Below are 19,588 nucleotides of genomic sequence, written 5' to 3'. Positions count from 1 at the left end.
TCAGGCCTCCGCGTAGAGCTTGGCGAGCTCGGGGTCGTTGGCGGACAGGCGCTCGGCGAGCTCGAGGATGACCATGCACTGCTTGTAGCTGGCGTCGTCCTCCATCTTGCCGTCGATCATCACGGCGCCACCGCCGCTCGGCATCGCGTCACGCACCTCGCGGGCGTGGGCGACGTCCTCGGCGCTCGGGCTGAAGACCTTCTTGGCGATGTCGATCTGCACCGGGTGCAGGCTCCACGCGCCGACGCAGCCGAGGAGGAAGGCATTGCGGAACTGGTCCTCGCAGGCCACGACGTCCTTGATGTCGCCGAAGGGGCCGTAGAAGGGGAAGATCCCGTGCATCGCGCAGGCGTCGACCATGCGGGCGATCGTGTAGTGCCACAGGTCCTGCTGGAAGACCGTGCGCTGGCCCTGGTAGTCGGGGGTGCCGTCGGCTCCCTTCGAGGGGTCCTGACGCACGAGGTAGCCGGGGTGGCCGCCACCGACGCGGGTGGTCTTCATCCGGCGGTCGGCGGCCAGGTCGGCCGGGCCGAGCGAGATGCCCTGCATGCGCGGGCTGGCACCCGCGATGGCCTCGACGTTGGCCATGCCGCGGGCGGTCTCGAGGATCGCGTGGACCATGATCGGGCGCTGCACGCCCCCCTTCGCCTCGAGCTGCGCGAGGAGACGGTCGACGTAGTGGATGTCCTCGGGGCCCTGCACCTTGGGGACCATGACGACGTCGAGCTTGTCGCCGATCTCGGTGACGAGGGTGGTCAGGTCGTCGAGGACCCACGGGCTGTCGAGAGCGTTGACCCGGGTCCACAGCTGGGTGTGCTCGCCGAAGTCGACGTCCTTGGCGATCTGCACGAGGCCCTCGCGCGCGGCCTCCTTCTTGTCCGCCACGACGGCGTCCTCGAGGTTGCCCAGGAGCACGTCGGCGACGCCGACCATGTCGGGGACCTTGGCGGCCATCTTGGGGTTGCTCGGGTCGAAGAAGTGGATCATCCGGCTGGGACGCGCCGGCACCTCACGGGCCGGGGCGGGCGCCCGACGGCGAGTGGGGCGAAGAAGTCCTTGGCACTGCGCATGTGTGGCTCGAGTCCTCTCGGGTGAGCGAAGGGGGGTTCTCGCGCAACCTAGCAAGGCGCCTCACCGCGCCGTTATGACCGACGACACCCGGACACGGCTGCCCCCTAGGCTGCGGGCATGAGCGAGGTCAACCTGTCGGCACTGACGACCGAGGCGCTGTCGAAGTCCGACGTGCTGTGGCTGCGGGTCGACGGCCGCGAGCGCCTCACCTGGTTCGCCACCGGCGCCGACGAGCTCGCCGGGCAGGTCCTGCTCGTGTCCGGCGGGGCCGAGGCCGACCTCGGGCCCCTGCCCGAGCAGGTCGAGGTCGTCCTGCGCAGCAAGGGCGACGGCGGCCGACTGCTCACCCTGCGCGCCCGCGCCCAGGCCCTCTCCCCCGGCAACCCGTGGTGGGAGCCGGCGGCCGCCACCCTGCTCGCCGAGCGGCTCAACGCCCCCGCCGACCTGCTCGACCGGTGGCGCGCGGGGTCGACGATCTGGCTGCTCTCCCCCTTCGGCCTGCCGGTGCAGGCACCGGGGCGGTCTGGACCCGACGGCTCGGCCGGGCCGACGCGCCGATCACCGCGGGCGCCGCCGCCACGCGGGTGCGGCAGCCGTGCACTTCGGGGCCGCGGCACCCGACGCGGCTGACGGGCGCACCCGCTCGCCGCCGTTACCCTGTCAGGCGTGAGTGCTCCCACCCGGTTCTTCGTCGCGCGTCTGGCGAGCCTCAATGTCTTCGACCCGCTCGGTGATCAGGTCGGCCGCGTGCGCGACGTCGTCGTCACCTTCTCCCCCTCGCGGCGCCCCCGCGTCATCGGTCTCGTCGTCGAGGTGCCCGGCCGGCGCCGCGTCTTCGTGCCGATGACCCGGGTGACCTCCGTCGAGGGCGGGCAGGTCATCACGACCGGCCTGGTCAACATGCGTCGCTTCGAGCAGCGCGCCACCGAGACGCTCGTGCTCGCCGAGCTCCTCGAGCGGCCGGTCACGGTGCGCACGACGACGGCCAGGTCGACGCGACCGTCGAGGACATCGGGGTCGAGCAGTCGGCCAACCGCAGCTGGTTCGTCACCAAGGTCTTCGTCCGCGGCGGGCGACAGTCCCGGCGCGGCCTCCTCGTGCGGCGAAGGGGGGAGACCTTCACCGTCCCCGTGGAGGAGGTCACCGGCCTGTCCGCGACGGTGAGCGCCGCCGAGCACTCCGCGGTCAAGCTCCTCGAGTCCGTCGAGGACCTCAAGGTCGCCGACCTCGCCGAGGTCATCGCCGACCTCTCCCGGGACCGCCGCGAGGCCGTCGTCGCCGCCCTCGACGACGACCGGCTCGCCGACATCCTCCAGGAGCTCGGCGACGACGACCAGGCCGAGATGGTCGGGCTGCTCACCCAGGCGCGGGCCGCCGACGTCCTCGAGGCGATGGACCCCGATGACGCCGCCGACCTGCTCTCCGTGCTGCCGCCCGAGCGCGCCGAGACGCTGCTGCAGCTGATGAAGCCGGACGACGCCGAGCCGCTGCGTCGACTGCTCAGCTACGACGAGAACACCGCGGGTGGTCTCATGACGACCGACCCCGTCGTGCTCGCGCCCGAGGACACCGTCGCCGAGGCGCTCGCCGTCGTGCGTCGCGAGGAGATCACCGCCGCCCTGGCCGCGACCGTCTACGTCTGCCGCCCGCCGCTCGAGACCCCCACGGGCAAGTACCTCGGCATGATCCACATCCAGCGGCTGCTGCGCGAGCCTCCCCACGAGAGCATCGGGCGCTACATCGACAAGGCGATCGACCCCCTTCGTCCGGAGGCCCCGCTGGGGCAGGTGACGCGCACGCTCGCGACCTACAACCTCATCTCCGCGCCGGTCGTCGACGAGGACGAGCACCTGCTCGGCGTCGTCACGGTCGACGACGTGCTCGACCACATCCTCCCCGAGGACTGGCGCGAGGAGCGCCACGAGGTGACCGATGAGTGACCGCCGCACCACGACCCGCGTCGACACCCCCCAGGAGGTGCGGCGCCAGCTGATCCGCAAGCCGTCGAGCTTCTCGACGGAGGCCTTCGGCGTCATCTCGGAGAAGTTCGCGCGCTTCATGGGCACGCCGCGCTTCCTCATCTGGATGTCGGTCTTCGTCGCCGTCTGGCTGGCGTGGAACACCTTCGCCCCGGAGCCGGCGCAGTTCGACCCGCGGGCGCTCAACTACACCCTGCTCACGCTGATCCTCTCGCTGCAGGCCTCCTACGCCGCGCCGCTCATCCTGCTCGCGCAGAACCGGCAGGACGACCGCGACCGGGTCGCCCTCGAGCAGGACCGCGTGCAGGCCGAGCGGGCCCTCGCCGACACCGAGTACCTCACCCGCGAGGTCGCCGCGCTGCGGCTGGCCCTGCGCGACGCCGCGACCCGCGACTTCATCCGCAGCGAGCTGCGCGACCTGCTCGAGGAGATGGAGGCCAAGGGTCTCGAGGTGCGCCAGCGCGACGAGGACGTCGACGAGGTCACCGAACCCAAGCCGCTCTCTCCCTGACCCTGCCCCCTTCGCCGGGTGCGACGCAGGCCACTCCGTGGGGCGATCTACGATGGGGCAATGGCTTCTTCGCACCCCACGATCACCGATGAGCAGCTCCGCGAGGCGCTGAGCACGGTCATCGACCCCGAGATCCGTCGTCCGATCACCGAGCTCGGCATGGTCGAGACCGCGGCGGTCGACGCCGACGGCCTCGCCACGGCGACCATCCTGCTCACGGTGTCCGGGTGCCCGATGAAGGACACGCTGACCACCGACACGACCAAGGCGCTCGCCGCGATCGACGGCGTCACGGACGTCAAGGTCACGCTCGGCGTGATGAACGACGAGCAGCGTGCGGAGCTCAAGACCCACCTGCGCGGCGGCCAGGCGGAGAAGGAGATCCCCTTCGCCAAGCCGGGCTCGCTGACCCGCGTCTACGCCATCGCCTCGGGAAAGGGTGGCGTCGGCAAGTCGTCGATCACCGCCAACCTCGCCGCCGCGCTGGCCGCCGAGGGGCTCAAGGTCGGGGTCGTCGACGCCGACATCTACGGCTTCTCGATCCCCCGCATGCTCGGCGTGACGCACCCGCCGACGCAGGTCGACGACATGATCCTGCCGCCCATCGCCTCGGACGTGAAGGTCATCTCGATCGGCATGTTCGTCCCCGGCAACCAGCCGGTCGTCTGGCGCGGTCCGATGCTCCACCGCGCGCTGCAGCAGTTCCTCGGCGACGTCTTCTGGGGTGACCTCGACGTCCTTCTGCTCGACCTGCCGCCGGGCACCGGTGACATCGCGATCTCCATCGCCCAGCTGATCCCCAACAGCGAGATCCTCGTCGTGACCACCCCGCAGCAGGCCGCCGCGGAGGTCGCCGAGCGCGCCGGATCGATCGCGATGCAGACGCACCAGCGCCTCGTCGGCGTCATCGAGAACATGTCCTGGCTCGAGCTGCCCGACGGCTCGCGTCAGGAGCTCTTCGGCTCCGGTGGCGGTCAGGCCGTCTCCGAGTCGCTCAGCCGCACGGTCGGCGCCGAGGTCCCGCTGCTCGGCCAGATCCCGCTCGACGTCTCGCTGCGCGAGGGCTCCGACCACGGCAACCCCGCGGTCCTGTCCAACCCCGACGGCCGGCCGCGGTCGCCCTGCGCGGCATCGCCCGCAGCCTGGCCACCCGCTCCCGTGGTCTCGCCGGCCGCAGCCTGGGGCTCACCCCGACGGGTCGCTGACGCAACGGGCCCCGGCCCACAAGACCCCCGGCCGAGCACGAGTTCCACCCTCGCGCTCGGCCGGGGTCTTCTGTCAGCCCGAGGCGCCGCGCAGCACCCGTCCGAGGAAGCTCCAGGTCGCTCTCGCAGTCCCAGGGGGTGCCCGCTGCGACGGCGACGGGCGCCTCGTCGGGTGCGGTCGAGGTGCTGGCGCGCGAGGCCGCGCTGCCGGCCGGCGCCGCGTCGATGGTGAAGGCGTCCTCGAGGGGCTCCATGAGCGCCTGCTTGACGATCCGTCGCGGGTCGTACTGACGCGGGTCGTACTGCCGCCAGTCGAGGTCGTCGTACTCCGGGCCCATCTGCTCCTTGAGCTGGACCTTGGCGTCGTTGGCCATCCGGCGGACCCGGACGACGAGACGGGCGAGCTTGGCCGCGTACTCGGGCAGCTGCTGCGGACCGAGGATGATGATGGCCAGGACGATGAGGACGACGAACTCCCAGCCGTTCATGATCCCCACGTCTACTTCTCCTCGGCCGCTTCGAGCGTCATCGACAGGTCCTGCTGCTTGCCATCCCGCTGGATCGTCAAGGTGACCTTATCGCCCACGGCCTTGGCGCGGATCCGGGTGATCAGCTGGTCGAGATCGGTGATCCGCCGCCCGTCGAGCTCGGTGATGACATCACCCGGCTCGACGCCGGCGTTGTCCGCGGGCCCGTCGGGGATGACGGCTCGGCCGCTGTCGACGTCGGAGTCCTCGAGCACCTTGGCGCCCTCGCCGTCCCAGCGCCGGTCGAGGCTGACGCCGATGATCGGGTGCTGGGCCGTGCCCGTCGCGATCAGCTGGTCGACGGTGCGCACGACGACGTCCGACGGGATGGCGAAGCCCACCCCGATCGACCCGCTCGCCTGCTGCTGACCAGGGACCTGGGCGATCGCCGAGTTGACCCCGACGACGTCGCCATCGCCGTTGAGCAGCGGCCCGCCCGAGTTGCCGGGGTTGATCGCGGCGTCGGTCTGGATCGCGGAGATGAAGGACTCGTCGCCCGCCTCGCCCGCGGTGACCGGACGCTCGAGCGCCGAGACGATGCCGGCGGTCACCGTCGACCCCAGGCCCAGCGGGGAGCCCACGGCGACGACCTCGTCGCCGACGACGACCTCGCTGGAGCGGCCGATCGCGAGCGGCTCGAGGCCCTGGGGGTCGACCTTGAGGACGGCGAGGTCGTAGGAGGAGTCCTTGCCGACGACCTTGGCGTCGCGGCGGCTGCCGTCGCTGAGCTCGATGCTCACCGAGCCGCCGCTGCCGGCGCCCTCGACGACGTGGTTGTTGGTGACGATGTGGCCACTGTCGTCGTAGACCCACCCGGAGCCGGTGCCGCCGCCACCGGCGGCACGCACCCGGACGGTGACGACGCTCGGCACGGCGTCGGCTGCGATGGACGCGACCGAGCCGTCGGGGCGCTGCGCCGTGTCGCCGTCGCGCTGGACGATCGTCGGTCCACCACCGGTGTCGTCGGCGGTCACGCCGCCTACGAGGCCGCCGAGGCCACCGGCGACGAGGGCCGCGGCGAGCGCCAGGGCGATGGCGCCGCCCCACCCGGGCACCGCGACGTCGCGTCGGCGGCGGCGTGGTGAGGTGCTGCTGGGCGTACGGCTGGTAGTCCATGCTGTAGGGCTGCGGCGTCGCGCCCCCAGCCGGTCGGCCCCGGTGCCTGCCCCTGGCCGCCCAGGCTGTCGAAGGGGAGGTACGGGCTGCGCGGGAGCGGCTCGTTGTGCTGCGTGGCCGGCTGTGCGCCGCCGGGCTGCCCACCAGCGGGCTGATCACCCGCGGACTGCTCGTGAGCGCTCGGGGTGGCCCGCTGCTCGGGCGTCGCCGGCACCGGTCGGGTCGGCTCGGTGGGGGCGTCCTGGGGACGCGGCTCCTCACCTGGGTGCGGAGAGCTCATGGCTGTAGATCATGCCTTGTCGGGACGGTGCCGACCTCAGAGGGTGCCGGTGACCGGGCGGGCCAGCGGGAAGCCGGAGCCGCCGCGGCGACGGCTCTCGGTGCGGGTCGACGGGGGTGGGCGCGCGGTGGCTCAGGCTCTCGCGCAGGAGCGAGCGGCCGCGGTGGATGCGGGAGCGGACGGTGCCGAGCTTGATGTCGAGGGCCTCGGCGACCTCTTCGTAGGTCAACCCCTCGATGTCGCACAGGACGACCGCCGCGCGGAACTGCGGCGGCAGGGCGTCGAGCGCCCGCTGGATGTCGGCGTCGAGGTGGTGGTCGAGGACGACCTGCTCGGGGGTCGGCGAGCCGCTGTGCAGCAGTGCGGCGAACTCGTCGGTCAGCGCGTCGAAGCGGATGCGCTGCTTGCGGCGGGCGCGGTCGAGGAAGAGGTTGGTGGTGATCCGGTGCAGCCACCCCTCGAAGGTGCCCGGCGTGTAGCCGTCGAGGGAGCGGAAGACGCGTACGAAGACGTCGTGGGTGAGGTCCTCGGCGTCGTGGACGTCGCCGGTCAGTCGGTAGGCGAGCCGGTAGACGCGGGCGCTGTGCTCCTCGACGATCTCCGCCCAGGTCGGGGGGACCCACTCCTGCCCCTCGAGGTCGCGGACGTCGGTGTTGCTGGTCACCCCTCAATGCTCACGCGTCAACCTGAGGGAAGTCTGTGATCCAGCGCGCCACTAGGGTGGACTCCCATGACCGCCGCCCAGCTCAACAGCCATGCCTACGCCGAGCAGTTCGTCCCCGAGGACGAGAGCTTCGAGGCCGCACGTCGCACCGGGACGGAGCTCGGGGCGGTGCCGATCGGTACGGGCGGAGGCGCCGCCCTTCGTCTGCTCGCGGCAGCCAGCGGTGCCCGCCACGTCGTCGAGGTCGGGACCGGGGCCGGCACCTCGGGCCTGTGGCTGCTCGCCGGCATGCCCGCCGACGGCGTGCTGACGACGATCGAGATCGAGCCGGAGCACGCGCTGCGCGCGAAGCGCTCCTTCGCGGCCGCGGGCATCGCCCCGCAGCGCACCCGGGTCATCACCGGCCGCGCCGTCGACGTCCTGCCGCGGATGAACGACTCGTCCTACGACCTCGTCCACATCGACGCCGACAAGGAGGGCTACCCGCAGTACGTCGAGCACGCGATCCGGCTGCTGCGCCCCGGCGGCGTGCTCGCGATGGACAACATGCTCTGGCACGACAAGGTCGCCGACCCCGCGGCGCGGGATGCGACGACCGTGCTGCTGCGCGACTTGGGCAAGCAGCTGCGTGACGACGAGCGGCTCGTCATGAGCCTGCTGCCGGTCGGTGACGGCATGATCGCCGCCGTCAAGCGGTAGGTGCCGGCTCGGGCCGCGCCAACGGCCGCCCGGCGGCTCGGTCAGACCGAGCCGGGTCCGGGGCCGCGGCGGAACTGCGCCGGGCCCTCGGCGATGGCGACGACCTCGAAGGGCGTGATCTCGATCGGCGCGGAGCCGATGATCCGCGAACCGGCCGACTCCGTCGCCGTCGCCGTGAACTCCTCGCAGAAGTCGTCTCGGTCCTTCGCGGCGTCGAAGACGTAGGTGCCCTCGAACCACTCCCCCTCGCGCATGCGCCAGGTCTTGAAGGCCAGGCCGTCGAGAAACATGAAGTTGGCCATCGAGGTACCGACGACGTACTCCCGCAGCTGCTCCGCGACATCGCCTGACGCCTCGGTCAGCGACCAGCGGACGGCGAGTCCGTATCCAGCGTTCATGCAGTCCTCTCGTGGGCCTCGGTCGAGGTCGACAGTGGTCTCGGCACGGTAACCACTCGCACCCACGACTGACAGTCCCGTGTCACCATCCGAGCACGACGAAGCCCCCGGACGCAGGTGTCCGGGGGCTCTCGTACGGGGCTTACTTCTGCAGGCCCTCGCAGTTGTCGATGGCCTCACCGAGGGCGAGGACCTCGTCGGGCTTCATCTCGACGACGAGACGACCACCGCCCTCGAGGGGCATCCGCAGGACGATGCCACGACCCTCCTTGACGACCTCGAGAGGACCATCCCCCGTGCGTGGCTTCATTGCCGCCATGTGCGTTCCCTTCGATCAACACCGGACGGAGCCTCACCGACCGGGCGGCGCAGTCGCGCCGACGCTGGGCTCCATTATCCACCTCCCGTGCGCGCTCGGCCTAATCGCCGCCGGTCACGGAGGAGTGACGTGCCAGGGCACGTAGGGCAGCAGTCCGCACGACCAGGCGAAGATCCCACCGACGAGGACGAGCACGACGACGGCGGCCCTGCGGCGCCAGTGCTCGACGATCCGACCGCCGCTCGAGGTGCGCATGACGACCGATGCGAGGAGCGCGGCGAGCGGGAAGTCGAGGAGCAGGAAGCGCCACATGCTCGTGATCGGCCGCACGACCGCGAAGAGGTACATCGGGTAGACGAGCGCCCACATGCGCACCTCGAGCGGGATCCACTGACCGTGGCGGCCGAGGACGAGCGCGAGGTAGGTGCCGACGAGCGCCACCATGACGACGACGGCGAAGAGCCCGCGCTGCTCCCACGCCCAGCTGAACCACAGGACGAAGGGCCCCTCGTCGGGGCGCTGGCCCCACGCCGCCTGCACCCGGAAGAAGGCATCGGGCAGCCCCGACAGGTAGCCGACGGTGAGCGGCCAGGCGATGCCGGACACCCCGGTGGCCAGGACCATGACGGCGATCCGCAGGCGGTCGTGGGCGAAGGGGGCGACCCCCGCCTCGCGCTCCTGCCGCCAGCGCAGCCACAGGTGGGCGAGCACGGCCAGGCCGAGCGGGGCGGCGACGCCCCGGGTGAAGCCGAGGAGGAGGGCGATGCCCACGACGCCGAGGTAGTTGCCGCGCATGAGCAGCAGCAGGGCGCCGGCGATGAGGACCGCGGCGAGCGCCTCGGTGTAGGGGATGACCATGACGCCGGTCGCCGGGTAGAAGCACCACAGTGCGGCGGCGACGAAGGCGAGCCGCTCGCGGGCCGGCTGGGCGGCCGCGTGGCCGGAGAAGCTGAGGACCTTCCACACGAGGACGGTCGCGGCGGCACCGAGCACGAGGTTGAGCACGACCGCGGAGGCGGTGAAGCCGATGCCCGTCGCCATGACGAGGCGCACCAGGCCCGGGAAGAGCGGGAAGAAGGCCCAGGCGCTGTAGGTGATCTCGCCGGTCTCGGGGTCGGCGGGCAGCGGGATCGGGTAGCCCTCGGTGACGATCGTGCGGTACCACGCGGTGTCCCAGAGGCCGAACATGTCGGGCAGGCCGGGATCGAGGTGCCCCACGCCGGCCGGGGACTGGTAGTAGCGGGCGGCGACCCAGATCGCGAGGACCGCGACGACCCGGGAGAGGGCGTAGACGACGAGGAGGGAGCGGATCGGTCGGGCGACCGCCTCGTCAACCCACGCGTCAACCCTCGCGCGGACCGACATCGTCTCGGGCGGCCGACATGTCCGGGACGGCCGACGTGTCCCGGGCAGCCGACTCGAGCTCGGCGAGGCGCTGCTGCAGCCGGTCGAGCACCTCGTCGACCTGGTCCATCCGGTAGCCGCGGAGGGCGGTGTCGAAGCGGACGGCGTCGACGTCGCTCGCGGCGAAGTCCGACTCCGGGAGCCCGTGGTGCGGCGCGGAGGCCACCGGCTCGGCCATCGGGTCGGTGGTGATCCGGCCGGTGACCGCGGCGGCGACCGCGACGACCACGAGCAGCGCGACGAGGACGAAGAAGATCCAGACCACGGGTCTACTCCGGCTGCTTCGTCGCGGCGGGGCGCACCCGGTCGGACTCGGTCCGCAGGTACTCGACCGCCTCGACGAGGTCGTCGGTCACGAAGAGCCGGTCGATGTCCTCGGGGCTGATCATGCCGCCCTCGAGGACCGAGTCGCGCAGCCAGTCGATCAGGCCCTGCCAGTAGTCGACGCCGACGAGCACGATCGGGAAGCTCGTGACCTTGCCCGTCTGCGCGAGCGTCACGGCCTCGAAGACCTCGTCGAGCGTGCCGAAGCCGCCGGGGAGGACGACGAAGCCCTCGCTGTACTTGACGAACATCGTCTTGCGCGCGAAGAAGTAGCGGAAGTTGATGCCGAGGTCGCAGTAGGGGTTGAGCCCGGCCTCGAAGGGCAGCTCGATGCCCAGACCGACGCTCGTGCCTCCGGCCTCCTTGGCGCCGCGGTTCGCCGCCTCCATGGCTCCGGGGCCGCCGCCGGTGATGACGGCGTAGCCGGCCTCGACGACGAGGCGCCCGAGCTCGATGCCCTGGGCATAGCGCGGCGAGTCGACCGGGGTGCGAGCGCTGCCGAAGATGCTGACGGCCGGCCCGAGCTCGGCCAGCGCGCCGAAGCCCTCGACGAACTCGGCCTGGATGCGCAGCACCCGCCACGGGTCGGTGTGCAGCCAGTCGGCGTGCCCGCGGTCGTCGAGGAGCCGCTGGTCGGTGGTCGACTTGGGCACCTGACGGCCTCGCATGACGACCGGGCCCTTGTGGTACCAGCGGTCGGACGCCGGCTGCTGCTTCCCCTGATCAGTCACGGTCTCGACCCTACGCGAGCCACCGCAGCACCGCGGCCTCCGCCGTCTCGATCTGCTCGACCGGGCAGCGCTCCTCGTCGTGGTGGGCGAGGTTGGGGTCCCCGGGGCCGAAGTTGACCGCCGGGATGCCGAGCGCGGAGAAGCGCGCGACGTCGGTCCAGCCCTCCTTGGGCCCGACGGGCACGTCGAGCGCGGCGACGAAGGCCTGCGCTGCAGGCAGGTCCAGCCCGGGTCTGGCTCCCTCGGCGACGTCGCGCAGGTGCAGCTCGCGGCCGGGCAGGACGGTCTGGACGTAGGCGAGCGCCGCCTCGGTGTCCTTGTCCGGGGAGAAGCGGTAGTTGATGAGGACGCTGCAGCTGTCGGGGATGACATTGCCCGCGATGCCGCCGGTGATGCCGACGGCCTGCAGGGCCTCGTGGTAGTCGAGGCCGTCGACGGTGACGGTCCGCTCCTCGTGGGCGGCGAGGGCGGCGAGGACCTCATGGGCGTCGTGGATGGCGTTGTGGCCGTTCCACGGCCGGGCCGAGTGCGCGGCGATCCCCTTCGTGATCACCTCGACGCGCATCGTGCCCTTGCAGCCACCTTCGACGGCCGCGTTGGTCGGCTCGAGCAGGACCGCGAAGTCGGCCGCCAGCAGGTCGGGGTCGGAGTCGGCGAGCAGCTGCAGGCCGTTGTAGACCGCGTCGACCTCCTCGGCCTCGTAGAAGAGGAAGGTGATGTCGCGGCTCGGCTCCTCGAGCAGCGCGGCCTTGAGCTGGACGGCGACCCCGCCCTTCATGTCGACGGTCCCGCGCCCCCAGAGGACGTCCTGGCCGCCGACCTGCTCGCGCCGGGTCGGCAGGTTGGCCGGGTCGCTCGTGAGCGGCACGGTGTCGATGTGGCCCGCGAGGACGACCCGCTCGTCGCGGCCGAGGTGGGTGCGGGCGATGACCGTGTTGCCCCGGCGGACCACCTCGAGATGACGAAGGGGGCGCAGCGCCGCCTCGATCGCGTCGGCGATCGTCTCCTCCTCGTGGCTCACCGACTCGATGTCGCACAGCTGCTGGGTGAGGGTCACGACGTCCGCGGTCAGGTCCAGGCTCGGCATGCCGCCACCCTACGGTCGCCCCGCCCCCTCCCCCACAAACTGTGGCTGGCCACAGCTTGGATGGTCGGCCACAGCACGTCGTGCGGCTGACCATCCAAGGTGCGGCTGGCTGGAGCCGGACGAAGGGGGTGCCGCCACCTTGGGCGGGCCCGCTGTGGAAAAGCCCGCGGCGAGGCGTGTCGCGGACGCCAGACTCCAGCCATGGAGGACGAGGTCGAGCTGCTGCGTCAGGCGTCGGTCAACGGTGTCTTCTCGAGCGCTGACGCGGAGCGCCATGGCATCCCACGACTCCGCCTGGTGGCCCTGGCGAAGGTTGGCCTGCTCACCCATCTCACCCGTGGCATGTGGTCGACCATCCACACCGTCGACGCTGCCCAGACCCATCTGCTGAGGACCGTGGCGATCATCCGGCGACTGCGCCAGCCCGCGGGCGCCACCGCCCAGTCGGCGCTGGTCCTCCACGACCTGCCGATCCTCGACACCGACCTCGATCGCGTGCACCTCGTCCGTGGCCGCGGGCGCGCGACCAGACGAAGCCACGACTACACCGTCTGGGGGTGCGCGGGTGGGCTGCGCGCGGCGACACGACCTCCCTTCGTCGACACGCCGCTGGCCTGCGCTCCCGTCGCCGTGGCGCTGACCCACACCGGGGTGACCTGCACTCCCCGCGCCGCCCTCGCCGCCGGCGGATGCCGCCGTGCGGCGCGGCCTCGTGACGTCGACCGAGATCGAGGTCGCCGCCGCTGACCTGCCGCTCGGAACCCCTGGGGCGGCCGCCGTCCGGCGGGCACTGGCCGATGTCGACGGTCGCCACGAGTCACCGGGTGAGACCCTGACGGCCCGGGTGATGCGCGATCTGGGGTACTCACTCGAACCCCAGGTCTGGATCGGGCCGTATCGCGTGGACTTCCTCGTGACCGGAACCCGGGTGATCGTCGAGTTCGACGGCGCCGTCAAGTACGACGACCGCCAAGCCATCGTCGCCGAGAAGCGCCGGGAGGACGATCTCCGTCGCCGCGGGTACGTCGTCGTCCGGCTCATGTGGTCGGACCTGCACGACCCGGCGCGGGTGCGTCGCCTGGTCGTCGCGGCGCTGACAGCAGCCGCATGAGCCGGCCACAGTTCGTAGGGTGGGCCACAGCACTTCGTGTGGCTGATCATCCAAACTGCGGTCAGCCACAGTTTGTGGGGGCGGGCGAGATCGCGGGACGGGGCCGCCGTTTCGTAGGATCTGGCCCATGACGACGACGCGCGCAGCCTGGGGCCACGGAGTGGCCACCGTGACGACCGAGGGCACGGTCCTCGACACCTGGTACCCCGAGCCGGCGCTCGGCGAGGCCCCCGAGGCCACCCGGGTCCCCGAGGAGCTGCTCGCGCTCGCCGGCGAGGACGAGGCGCGCGGGGTGCGTACCGAGGTCGTCACCGTCGCCATCGACCTCGACGCCGCCCCAGAGGGCGCCTCCGACGCCTACCTGCGCCTGCACCTGCTCTCGCACCGGCTCGTCCAGCCCAACTCGATCAACCTCGACGGCCTCTTCGGCCAGCTGAGCAATGTCGTGTGGACCAACCACGGCCCGTGCGCGGTCGAGGGCTTCGAGACCACCCGCGCCCGGCTGCGCGCCCGCGGCCCGGTCCAGGTGACGAGCATCGACAAGTTCCCCCGCCTCACCGACTACGTGACCCCCTCCGGCGTGCGCATCGGCGACGCCGACCGGGTCCGCCTCGGCGCCCACCTCGCCTCCGGCACGACTGTCATGCACGAGGGCTTCGTCAACTTCAACGCCGGCACCCTGGGCACCTCCATGGTCGAGGGCCGGATCAGCCAGGGCGTCGTCGTCGGCGACGGCTCCGACATCGGCGGCGGCGCGTCGACGATGGGCACCCTCTCCGGTGGCGGCACCGAGCGCGTCTCCATCGGCGAGCGCTGCCTCGTCGGCGCCGAGGCCGGCGTCGGCATCGCCCTGGGCGACGACTGCGTCGTCGAGGCCGGGCTCTACGTCACCGCCGGCACCAAGGTCACCCTGCCAGACGGTGCCGTCGTCAAGGCCGCCGAGCTCTCCGGCCGCAGCGGGCTGCTCTTCGTCCGCAACTCGGTGACCGGCACCGTCGAGGCGCGCGACCGCACCGGTCACGGCATCGCGCTCAACGACGCCCTGCACGCCAACGACTGACGTGCCGAGGGCCGAGCACCCACCGCTGCCCGAGGACCGGGGCCCGCGGTGGCCCACGGTCGTCGCGGTCCTGTGCGTGCTCGCCCTCGTCGCCGGCGTCGGCGCCTGGTGGGCCCGTGACCGCATCGGTCTCTTCCTCGGGGAGCAGTGCACCGCCACGGCGCTCGACGAGAGCGTGACCTTCGCCCCCGACCAGATGCACCACGCGAGCACGATCGTGCTCATCGGCGTCAAGCGCGGCCTGCCCGCGCGCGCCGGCACGATCGGGGTCGCCACGGCCATCCAGGAGTCGAAGCTGCGCAACCTCTCCTACGGCGACCGCGACTCCGTCGGCCTCTTCCAGCAGCGGCCGAGCCAGGGCTGGGGCACCGCCGAGCAGCTGCAGGACCCGGTCTACGCGACCAATGCCTTCTACGACGCCCTGGTCAAGGTCGACGGCTGGCAGGACATGGTGATCACCGAGATCGCCCAGGAGGTCCAGCGCAGCGGCTACCCCGAGGCCTACGCCGACCACGAGCACGAGGGCCGCACCATCGCGTCCGCGATGAGCGGCCACTCCCCCGAGGGCTTCGCGTGCCGCCTCGACGGCCCGGAGTCCGCCGGTCGCCCGGACCGCTTCGTCGCGGCCCTCGACGAGGAGACGGGGCACACCGGCACCGCCGACGGCCAGGTCATCGACGTCACCGCCGTCGACTCACGCCACGCCTGGGCGGTGGGTGCGTGGTCCGTGGGCCAGGCCAAGGCCCGCAACGTCGTGCGCGTCCAGGTCGGCGACCGCGAGTGGGTCCGTGGCTCCGGGGACGACGCGATGCGCTGGGGCGCGGCCGCCGAGCCCGTCGCCGACACGCAGGTCGTCGTCACCCTCCACGAGGGCTGAGCGCACTCCCCCCTTCGCCCGGCCCGGACATGCGGCGACCCCCTCCGCCCGTGAGGACGAAGGGGGTCGACGTGCCGTGCCGCAGGTGGCGGCTCAGCGGCCCTCGAGGCCGACGTAGTCGCGCTCGGTCGGGCCGGTGTAGATCTGGCGGGGGCGGCCGATCTTGGTGTCCTTGTCCTCGATCATCTCGCGCCACTGGGCGATCCAGCCCGGAAGGCGGCCGATGGCGAAGAGGACGGTGAACATCTTCGGCTGGAAGCCCATGGCCGTGTAGATCAGGCCGGTGTAGAAGTCCACGTTGGGGTAGAGCTTGCGCTCGACGAAGTAGTCGTCGGCCAGCGCGATCTCCTCGAGCTTCATGGCGATCTCGAGCTGCTCGTCGCCGCCCATCTTCTCGAGGATGGTGTGCGCGGTGTCCTTGACGATCGCCGCGCGCGGGTCGTAGCTCTTGTAGACCCGGTGGCCGAAGCCCATGAGGCGGACGCCGTCCTCCTTGTTCTTGACCTTCTTCATGAAGGTCTCGGCGCCGTCGTCGGAGGCCTGGATCTGCTGGAGCATCTCCAGGACCGCCTGGTTGGCGCCGCCGTGGAGCGGGCCGGAGAGGGCGTGGATGCCCGCGGAGACGGAGTTGAAGAGGTTGGCGTGGGCCGACCCGACGAGGCGGACCGTCGACGTCGAGCAGTTCTGCTCGTGGTCGGCGTGGAGGATGAAGAGCTGGTCGAGCGCGCGCACGATCTCGGGGTCGAGGTCGTAGGGCTCGGCCGGGAAGCCGAAGGTCATCCGGAGAAAGTTCTCCGTCAGGCTCAGCGAGTTGTCCGGGTAGAGGAAGGGCTGCCCGACGCTCTTCTTGTGCGCGTAGGCGGCGATCGTCGGCAGCTTCGCCAGGAGGCGGATCTCGAGATCTCGACGTGCTCCGGGTCGAAGGGGTCGAGGCTGTCCTGGTAGAAGGTGCCCAGCGCCGACACGGCGGAGGACAGGACCGGCATCGGGTGCGCGTCGCGCGGGAAGCCGTTGAAGAAGGCCTTGAGGTCCTCGTGGAGCATCGTGTGGCGCGAGATGCGCTCCTCGAAGTCACCGAGCTGGTCGGCCGTCGGCAGCTCGCCGTAGATCAGCAGGTAGGCGACCTCGGTGAAGGTCGACTTGCTGGCGAGCTGGTCGATCGGGTAGCCGCGGTAGCGCAGGATCCCCGCGTCACCGTCGATGTAGGTGATGTCGCTCTTGCAGGAGGCGGTGTTGACGAAGCCCACGTCGAGCGTGGTGTTGCCCGTCTCCTTCATCAGCGTGGAGATGTTGTAGCCGTCATTGCCCTCGGAGGCCTTGACGAGGGGGAACGTCAGGTCCTTGCCCGCGGCGGAGAAGGTGGCGTCATCGGTCATGGAGGTCATCAGCCCTTCGGTCGTGCCGTGCCGCAGGGGCGGTGGCCCCGGGCATGCGGTGTCATCACTGAAACTACCCCAGCCGTGTGCTGGGTCACGATGCGGGTCCGGCGGCCAGCCGGGCCGCCGCCATCGCGATGCGTTGGTCGGTCGCCGTGAGGGCGACCCGCACGTGCTGCTCGCCGGCCACGCCGTAGAAGTCGCCCGGCGCGACGAGGATGCCCCGGGCCGCCAGACGGTCGACGGTCACCCGGCTCGGCTCCCCAGCGGTCGCCCACAGGTAGAGGCCGGCCTCGGAGTCGTCGATGCGGAGGCCGAAGCCTTCGAGCGCCGGGCGCAGGACCTCACGACGCGCGCGGTAGCGCTCGCGCTGGGGCCGCGACGTGCGCGTCGTCGCCGACGGCTGCGAGCAGCGCCCGCTGGACCGGCCACGGCACGATCATGCCCGCGTGCTTGCGCACCTCGAGCAGCCGCCCCACGAGGGCGGGGTCACCGGCGACGAAGGCCGCGCGGTAGCCCGCGAGGTTGGACTGCTTGGAGGTCGAGTAGACGGCGAGCAGGCCCTCGTGGGAGCCACCGGTGACGCGCGGGTCGAGGATCGACGGCGTCGTCGGCAGGCTGTCGTAGCCCTCGCCGCGCGCCTCCTCGGTGCGCCAGTCGAGCTCGGCGTAGCACTCGTCGGAGGCGACGACGACGCCGCGCTCACGGGCCCAGGCGACGACCTTGGCCAGGTGCTCGACGCCGAGCACCTTGCCAGTGGGGTTGCTCGGGGTGTTGAGCCACAGCAGCTTGGGCGCGGTGGCCGACGTCGTGGGGCCGAAGGCGGTCGTGGCGTCCGCGGCGAAGGGAGTCGCCCCCGCGATCCGCGCGCCCACGTCGTAGGTCGGGTAGGCCGCCCGGGGGAAGGCGACGGTGTCGCCCGCGCCCAGGCCCATGAGGGTCGGCAGCCACGCGACGAGCTCCTTGGAGCCCACCGTGGGCAGCACGCCGTCGGGGTCGATGCCGGGGCGCCGCGGCGGCGCTCGAACCAGCCGGCGATGCCCTCGCGCAGGTCGGCCGTGCCCCAGGTCTGCGGGTAGCCGGGCGCGTCAGCGGCGTCGCGCAGGGCCGTCTGCACCACCTCGGGGGTGGAGTCGACGGGGGTGCCGACCGACAGGTCGACGATGCCCTCGCCCTGGGCGGGGTCGGAGGAGACAAAGGAGCTCGCCCGCTCCTTGGCAGGAGCGAGCGAGTCCCAGGGGAAGTCAGGCAGGTCCATCAGCGGGCGCCGACCATCACTCGTCGTGCTCCTGCGGGGGCAGGGCGGCGATGATCGGGTGGTCCTTGTCGATCATGCCCATCTTCGCGGCGCCGCCCGGGCTGCCGAGGTCGTCGAAGAACTCGACGTTGGCCTTGTAGTAGTCGGCCCACTCCTCGGGGGTGTCGTCCTCGTAGTAGATGGCCTCGACGGGGCACACCGGCTCGCAGGCACCGCAGTCGACGCACTCGTCCGGGTGGATGTAGAGGCTGCGCTTGCCCTCGTAGATGCAGTCGACCGGGCATTCCTCGATGCAGGCCTTGTCCTTGAGGTCCACACAAGGCTGCGCGATCACATACGTCATGCGGCACATACTATGACGCCCCATGAGTGATCTGCCCGCGGGTCTCACCACAGGTCAACGCGTCGCCGTCCGCTCCCGGATCGACCCGCCCCCGACCGCGGGCCCCACCCTCACGGACACCGTCGGCGAGCTCGTCGACATCGACGCGACCCACCTGTGCATCGCCACCCGCACCGGCGACGTCACCGTGGCCCGTGACCGGGTCGTCGCCGCGCGCGTGATCCCTCCGAAGCCCACCCGTCGCGGCGCCCCGCACCGTGCCATCACGCTCGAGGACCTGCACCTCGTCATGACCCGCGGTCAGCCGGGCGTCGAGGAGGCCTGGCTCGGCGCACCGGGCTCCGGCTGGCTGCTGCGGGCCGGTCTCGGGTGGACCGGTCGCTCCAACTCCGCTCTGCCCGTGGGCGACCCGGGCCTGCCCCTGCCGGAGGCCGTCGACGCCGTGGAGGCCTGGTACGCCGAGCGCGACCTCCCCTCCGCTCGTCATCGCTCCCCGGCCGCGGTGCCGGCACCGCGGACGACGCCCTCGGCCGGCTGCTCCTCGACCGCGGCTACCGCGAGCGCACCGTCGCCGAGGTGCTCACGGGGGTGGACGGACACCCTGCTCGACGCGCCCGTCCCCGCGCCCGCGGGCATCACCGCGGAGTGCCGCGACCACGTCGACGAGGCGTGGCTCGCCGGCAGCTCGCCGCGGGTCCTCGAGCACCGCGACGCGGCCCGGGAGATCCTCGCTCTGCCCCGCCACCAGGTCTTCCTCACCGCCCACGACGACGAAGGGAGCACCGCCGGCGTCGTGCGCGTGGCACTGAGCGACGGGTGGGCCGGCGTCTTCGGCCTGCACGTCGCCCCCGAGCACCGCGGCCGCGGCGTCGGCCGATGGCTCACGGTCGAGTCGCTGCGGGCAGCCGCAGCCGACGGCGCCAGCCTGACCTACCTGCAGGTCGAGCCGGGCAACGCCCCCGCCCAGCACCTCTACCGCGATATGGGCCTGACGACCCACCACGACTACGTTTACCTCGCGCTGCGCTGAGCGGCGGCCGACTCCGACGGCCCGTGCGTGACAAGGGTGACGTCGGCGCCGGCCACGGCGAGCGCCGCGCGGTAGCCCGGCACCGGGACCTCGAGATCGACGACCCGGACGCCGGCTGACGAGCGCGCCCCCGTGGCCTTGAAGGTCGCCTCCTCGACGACCCATCCGGCGACGTCCCCTCCGCCGCCCGGAGCGACTCGACTCGACACCGACCGGCA

General features: G+C 71.9%; 18 protein-coding genes and 6 pseudogenes. 10 read left to right on the top strand and 14 right to left on the bottom strand.

Annotated elements, in window-relative coordinates; translation table 11 throughout:
* Positions 1-1,070, bottom strand: a pseudogene (locus tag AC2W7J_RS02305) (HpcH/HpaI aldolase/citrate lyase family protein).
* 118 nt (positions 1,071-1,188) lie between these two features.
* Between AC2W7J_RS02305 and AC2W7J_RS02300 the strand changes: the two are divergent.
* The 4 genes and pseudogenes from AC2W7J_RS02300 to AC2W7J_RS02285 all read left to right on the top strand — a co-directional run bounded on the left by AC2W7J_RS02300 (position 1,189) and on the right by AC2W7J_RS02285 (position 4,766).
* Positions 1,189-1,701, top strand: a complete 513-nt coding sequence (locus AC2W7J_RS02300) for a hypothetical protein (protein WP_485981304.1) — start codon at positions 1,189-1,191, stop codon at positions 1,699-1,701.
* A 36-nt stretch (positions 1,702-1,737) separates the two neighbouring features.
* Positions 1,738-3,011 (top strand): annotated as a pseudogene (locus AC2W7J_RS02295) (magnesium transporter MgtE N-terminal domain-containing protein).
* Positions 3,004-3,561 carry a DUF1003 domain-containing protein gene (locus AC2W7J_RS02290; protein ID WP_421007094.1) on the top strand — a complete coding sequence of 186 codons (558 nt, stop codon included), beginning with the start codon at positions 3,004-3,006 and terminating at the stop codon, positions 3,559-3,561. The pseudogene AC2W7J_RS02295 and the gene AC2W7J_RS02290 overlap by 8 nt, the downstream one beginning before the upstream one ends.
* A 60-nt stretch (positions 3,562-3,621) precedes the next feature.
* A pseudogene (locus tag AC2W7J_RS02285) lies at positions 3,622-4,766 on the top strand (Mrp/NBP35 family ATP-binding protein).
* A 416-nt stretch (positions 4,767-5,182) separates the two neighbouring features.
* Here AC2W7J_RS02285 and AC2W7J_RS02280 read toward each other — a convergent pair.
* The 3 genes and pseudogenes from AC2W7J_RS02280 to sigE all read right to left on the bottom strand — a co-directional run.
* Positions 5,183-5,254: pseudogene (locus tag AC2W7J_RS02280) on the bottom strand (twin-arginine translocase TatA/TatE family subunit); the annotation flags it as partial.
* Positions 5,255-5,265: 11 nt separating this feature from the next.
* Complete coding sequence (locus tag AC2W7J_RS02275) at positions 5,266-6,348, bottom strand: S1C family serine protease (RefSeq protein WP_485981302.1); 1,083 nt, start codon at positions 6,346-6,348, stop codon at positions 5,266-5,268.
* A gap of 318 nt (positions 6,349-6,666) precedes the next feature.
* Positions 6,667-7,353, bottom strand: a complete 687-nt coding sequence (gene sigE / locus AC2W7J_RS02270) for an RNA polymerase sigma factor SigE (protein ID WP_485981300.1) — start codon at positions 7,351-7,353, stop codon at positions 6,667-6,669.
* Between the two features lie 66 nt (positions 7,354-7,419).
* On the opposite strand from sigE, the gene AC2W7J_RS02265 reads away from it, so the two are divergent.
* Positions 7,420-8,052, top strand: coding sequence for an O-methyltransferase (locus tag AC2W7J_RS02265; RefSeq protein WP_255185472.1), 633 nt, complete (start codon positions 7,420-7,422; stop codon positions 8,050-8,052).
* A 41-nt stretch (positions 8,053-8,093) separates the two neighbouring features.
* Here the strand turns inward: AC2W7J_RS02265 and AC2W7J_RS02260 are convergent, their stop codons facing one another.
* From AC2W7J_RS02260 to dapE, 6 genes are all read right to left on the bottom strand, one after another.
* On the bottom strand, positions 8,094-8,450 hold the full coding sequence (locus AC2W7J_RS02260; protein WP_255185471.1) for a hypothetical protein: 357 nt from the start codon (positions 8,448-8,450) through the stop codon (positions 8,094-8,096).
* 142 nt (positions 8,451-8,592) lie between these two features.
* Positions 8,593-8,769, bottom strand: coding sequence for a DUF3117 domain-containing protein (locus tag AC2W7J_RS02255; RefSeq protein ID WP_007923758.1), 177 nt, complete (start codon positions 8,767-8,769; stop codon positions 8,593-8,595).
* Between the two features lie 114 nt (positions 8,770-8,883).
* A complete protein-coding gene (locus AC2W7J_RS02250) occupies positions 8,884-10,134 on the bottom strand; it encodes a hypothetical protein (RefSeq protein WP_485981299.1) in 1,251 nt (416 codons plus the stop codon).
* Positions 10,112-10,438, bottom strand: a complete 327-nt coding sequence (locus AC2W7J_RS02245; protein ID WP_255185469.1) for a DivIVA domain-containing protein — start codon at positions 10,436-10,438, stop codon at positions 10,112-10,114. The genes AC2W7J_RS02250 and AC2W7J_RS02245 overlap by 23 nt, the downstream gene beginning before the upstream one ends.
* Positions 10,439-10,442: 4 nt before the next feature.
* Positions 10,443-11,228 (bottom strand): LOG family protein, encoded by a 786-nt coding sequence (locus AC2W7J_RS02240; protein WP_485981297.1) that lies wholly within the window; start codon positions 11,226-11,228, stop codon positions 10,443-10,445.
* A 10-nt stretch (positions 11,229-11,238) separates the two neighbouring features.
* Positions 11,239-12,315 (bottom strand): succinyl-diaminopimelate desuccinylase, encoded by a 1,077-nt coding sequence (dapE, locus tag AC2W7J_RS02235; RefSeq protein ID WP_485981296.1) that lies wholly within the window; start codon positions 12,313-12,315, stop codon positions 11,239-11,241.
* A 201-nt stretch (positions 12,316-12,516) separates the two neighbouring features.
* Between dapE and AC2W7J_RS02230 the strand changes: the two genes are divergently transcribed.
* The 4 genes from AC2W7J_RS02230 to AC2W7J_RS02215 all read left to right on the top strand — a co-directional run bounded on the left by AC2W7J_RS02230 (position 12,517) and on the right by AC2W7J_RS02215 (position 15,363).
* Positions 12,517-13,062 (top strand): hypothetical protein, encoded by a 546-nt coding sequence (locus AC2W7J_RS02230; RefSeq protein WP_485981294.1) that lies wholly within the window; start codon positions 12,517-12,519, stop codon positions 13,060-13,062.
* Between the two features lie 100 nt (positions 13,063-13,162).
* Complete coding sequence (locus tag AC2W7J_RS02225) at positions 13,163-13,426, top strand: endonuclease domain-containing protein (protein ID WP_485981313.1); 264 nt, start codon at positions 13,163-13,165, stop codon at positions 13,424-13,426.
* Between the two features lie 127 nt (positions 13,427-13,553).
* Positions 13,554-14,486, top strand: coding sequence for a 2,3,4,5-tetrahydropyridine-2,6-dicarboxylate N-succinyltransferase (dapD, locus tag AC2W7J_RS02220; RefSeq protein ID WP_427802104.1), 933 nt, complete (start codon positions 13,554-13,556; stop codon positions 14,484-14,486).
* A gap of 1 nt (position 14,487) precedes the next feature.
* A complete protein-coding gene (locus tag AC2W7J_RS02215) occupies positions 14,488-15,363 on the top strand; it encodes a hypothetical protein (RefSeq protein ID WP_485981291.1) in 876 nt (291 codons plus the stop codon).
* A 93-nt stretch (positions 15,364-15,456) separates the two neighbouring features.
* Here AC2W7J_RS02215 and AC2W7J_RS02210 read toward each other — a convergent pair.
* The 3 genes and pseudogenes from AC2W7J_RS02210 to fdxA all read right to left on the bottom strand — a co-directional run bounded on the left by AC2W7J_RS02210 (position 15,457) and on the right by fdxA (position 18,340).
* Positions 15,457-16,739 (bottom strand): annotated as a pseudogene (locus AC2W7J_RS02210) (citrate synthase).
* Between the two features lie 94 nt (positions 16,740-16,833).
* Positions 16,834-17,997: pseudogene (dapC, locus tag AC2W7J_RS02205) on the bottom strand (succinyldiaminopimelate transaminase).
* 16 nt (positions 17,998-18,013) lie between these two features.
* Positions 18,014-18,340, bottom strand: a complete 327-nt coding sequence (fdxA, locus tag AC2W7J_RS02200; RefSeq protein WP_072626107.1) for a ferredoxin — start codon at positions 18,338-18,340, stop codon at positions 18,014-18,016.
* 22 nt (positions 18,341-18,362) lie between these two features.
* Between fdxA and AC2W7J_RS02195 the strand changes: the two genes are divergently transcribed.
* Entirely contained in the window at positions 18,363-19,370 is a 1,008-nt protein-coding gene (locus AC2W7J_RS02195) for a GNAT family N-acetyltransferase (RefSeq protein WP_485981289.1), read from the top strand.
* Here AC2W7J_RS02195 and AC2W7J_RS02190 read toward each other — a convergent pair.
* On the bottom strand, positions 19,352-19,588 hold a 237-nt coding region (locus tag AC2W7J_RS02190), incomplete at its 5' end, for a hypothetical protein (protein ID WP_485981287.1). The two genes, AC2W7J_RS02195 and AC2W7J_RS02190, sit on opposite strands and share 19 nt — an antisense overlap.

The organism is Janibacter sp. CFPM2_SD2 (assembly GCF_057364645.1).
The sequence above is the reverse complement of the archived record's forward strand: the minus strand, read 5'-3'. Positions and strand labels throughout refer to the sequence as shown.

Excerpts from the sequence above, each read along its gene's own strand:
- AC2W7J_RS02300 (WP_485981304.1), top strand. The coding sequence starts at position 1,189 with ATGAGCGAGGTCAACCTGTCGGCACTGACGACCGAGGCGCTGTCGAAG.
- AC2W7J_RS02290 (WP_421007094.1), top strand. The coding sequence starts at position 3,004 with ATGAGTGACCGCCGCACCACGACCCGCGTCGACACCCCCCAGGAGGTG.
- AC2W7J_RS02265 (WP_255185472.1), top strand. The coding sequence starts at position 7,420 with ATGACCGCCGCCCAGCTCAACAGCCATGCCTACGCCGAGCAGTTCGTC.
- AC2W7J_RS02260 (WP_255185471.1), bottom strand. The coding sequence starts at position 8,450 with ATGAACGCTGGATACGGACTCGCCGTCCGCTGGTCGCTGACCGAGGCG.
- AC2W7J_RS02255 (WP_007923758.1), bottom strand. The coding sequence starts at position 8,769 with ATGGCGGCAATGAAGCCACGCACGGGGGATGGTCCTCTCGAGGTCGTC.
- AC2W7J_RS02250 (WP_485981299.1), bottom strand. The coding sequence starts at position 10,134 with ATGTCGGTCCGCGCGAGGGTTGACGCGTGGGTTGACGAGGCGGTCGCC.
- dapE (WP_485981296.1), bottom strand. The coding sequence starts at position 12,315 with ATGCCGAGCCTGGACCTGACCGCGGACGTCGTGACCCTCACCCAGCAG.
- AC2W7J_RS02230 (WP_485981294.1), top strand. The coding sequence starts at position 12,517 with ATGGAGGACGAGGTCGAGCTGCTGCGTCAGGCGTCGGTCAACGGTGTC.
- AC2W7J_RS02225 (WP_485981313.1), top strand. The coding sequence starts at position 13,163 with ATGCGCGATCTGGGGTACTCACTCGAACCCCAGGTCTGGATCGGGCCG.
- dapD (WP_427802104.1), top strand. The coding sequence starts at position 13,554 with ATGACGACGACGCGCGCAGCCTGGGGCCACGGAGTGGCCACCGTGACG.
- fdxA (WP_072626107.1), bottom strand. The coding sequence starts at position 18,340 with ATGACGTATGTGATCGCGCAGCCTTGTGTGGACCTCAAGGACAAGGCC.
- AC2W7J_RS02195 (WP_485981289.1), top strand. The coding sequence starts at position 18,363 with ATGAGTGATCTGCCCGCGGGTCTCACCACAGGTCAACGCGTCGCCGTC.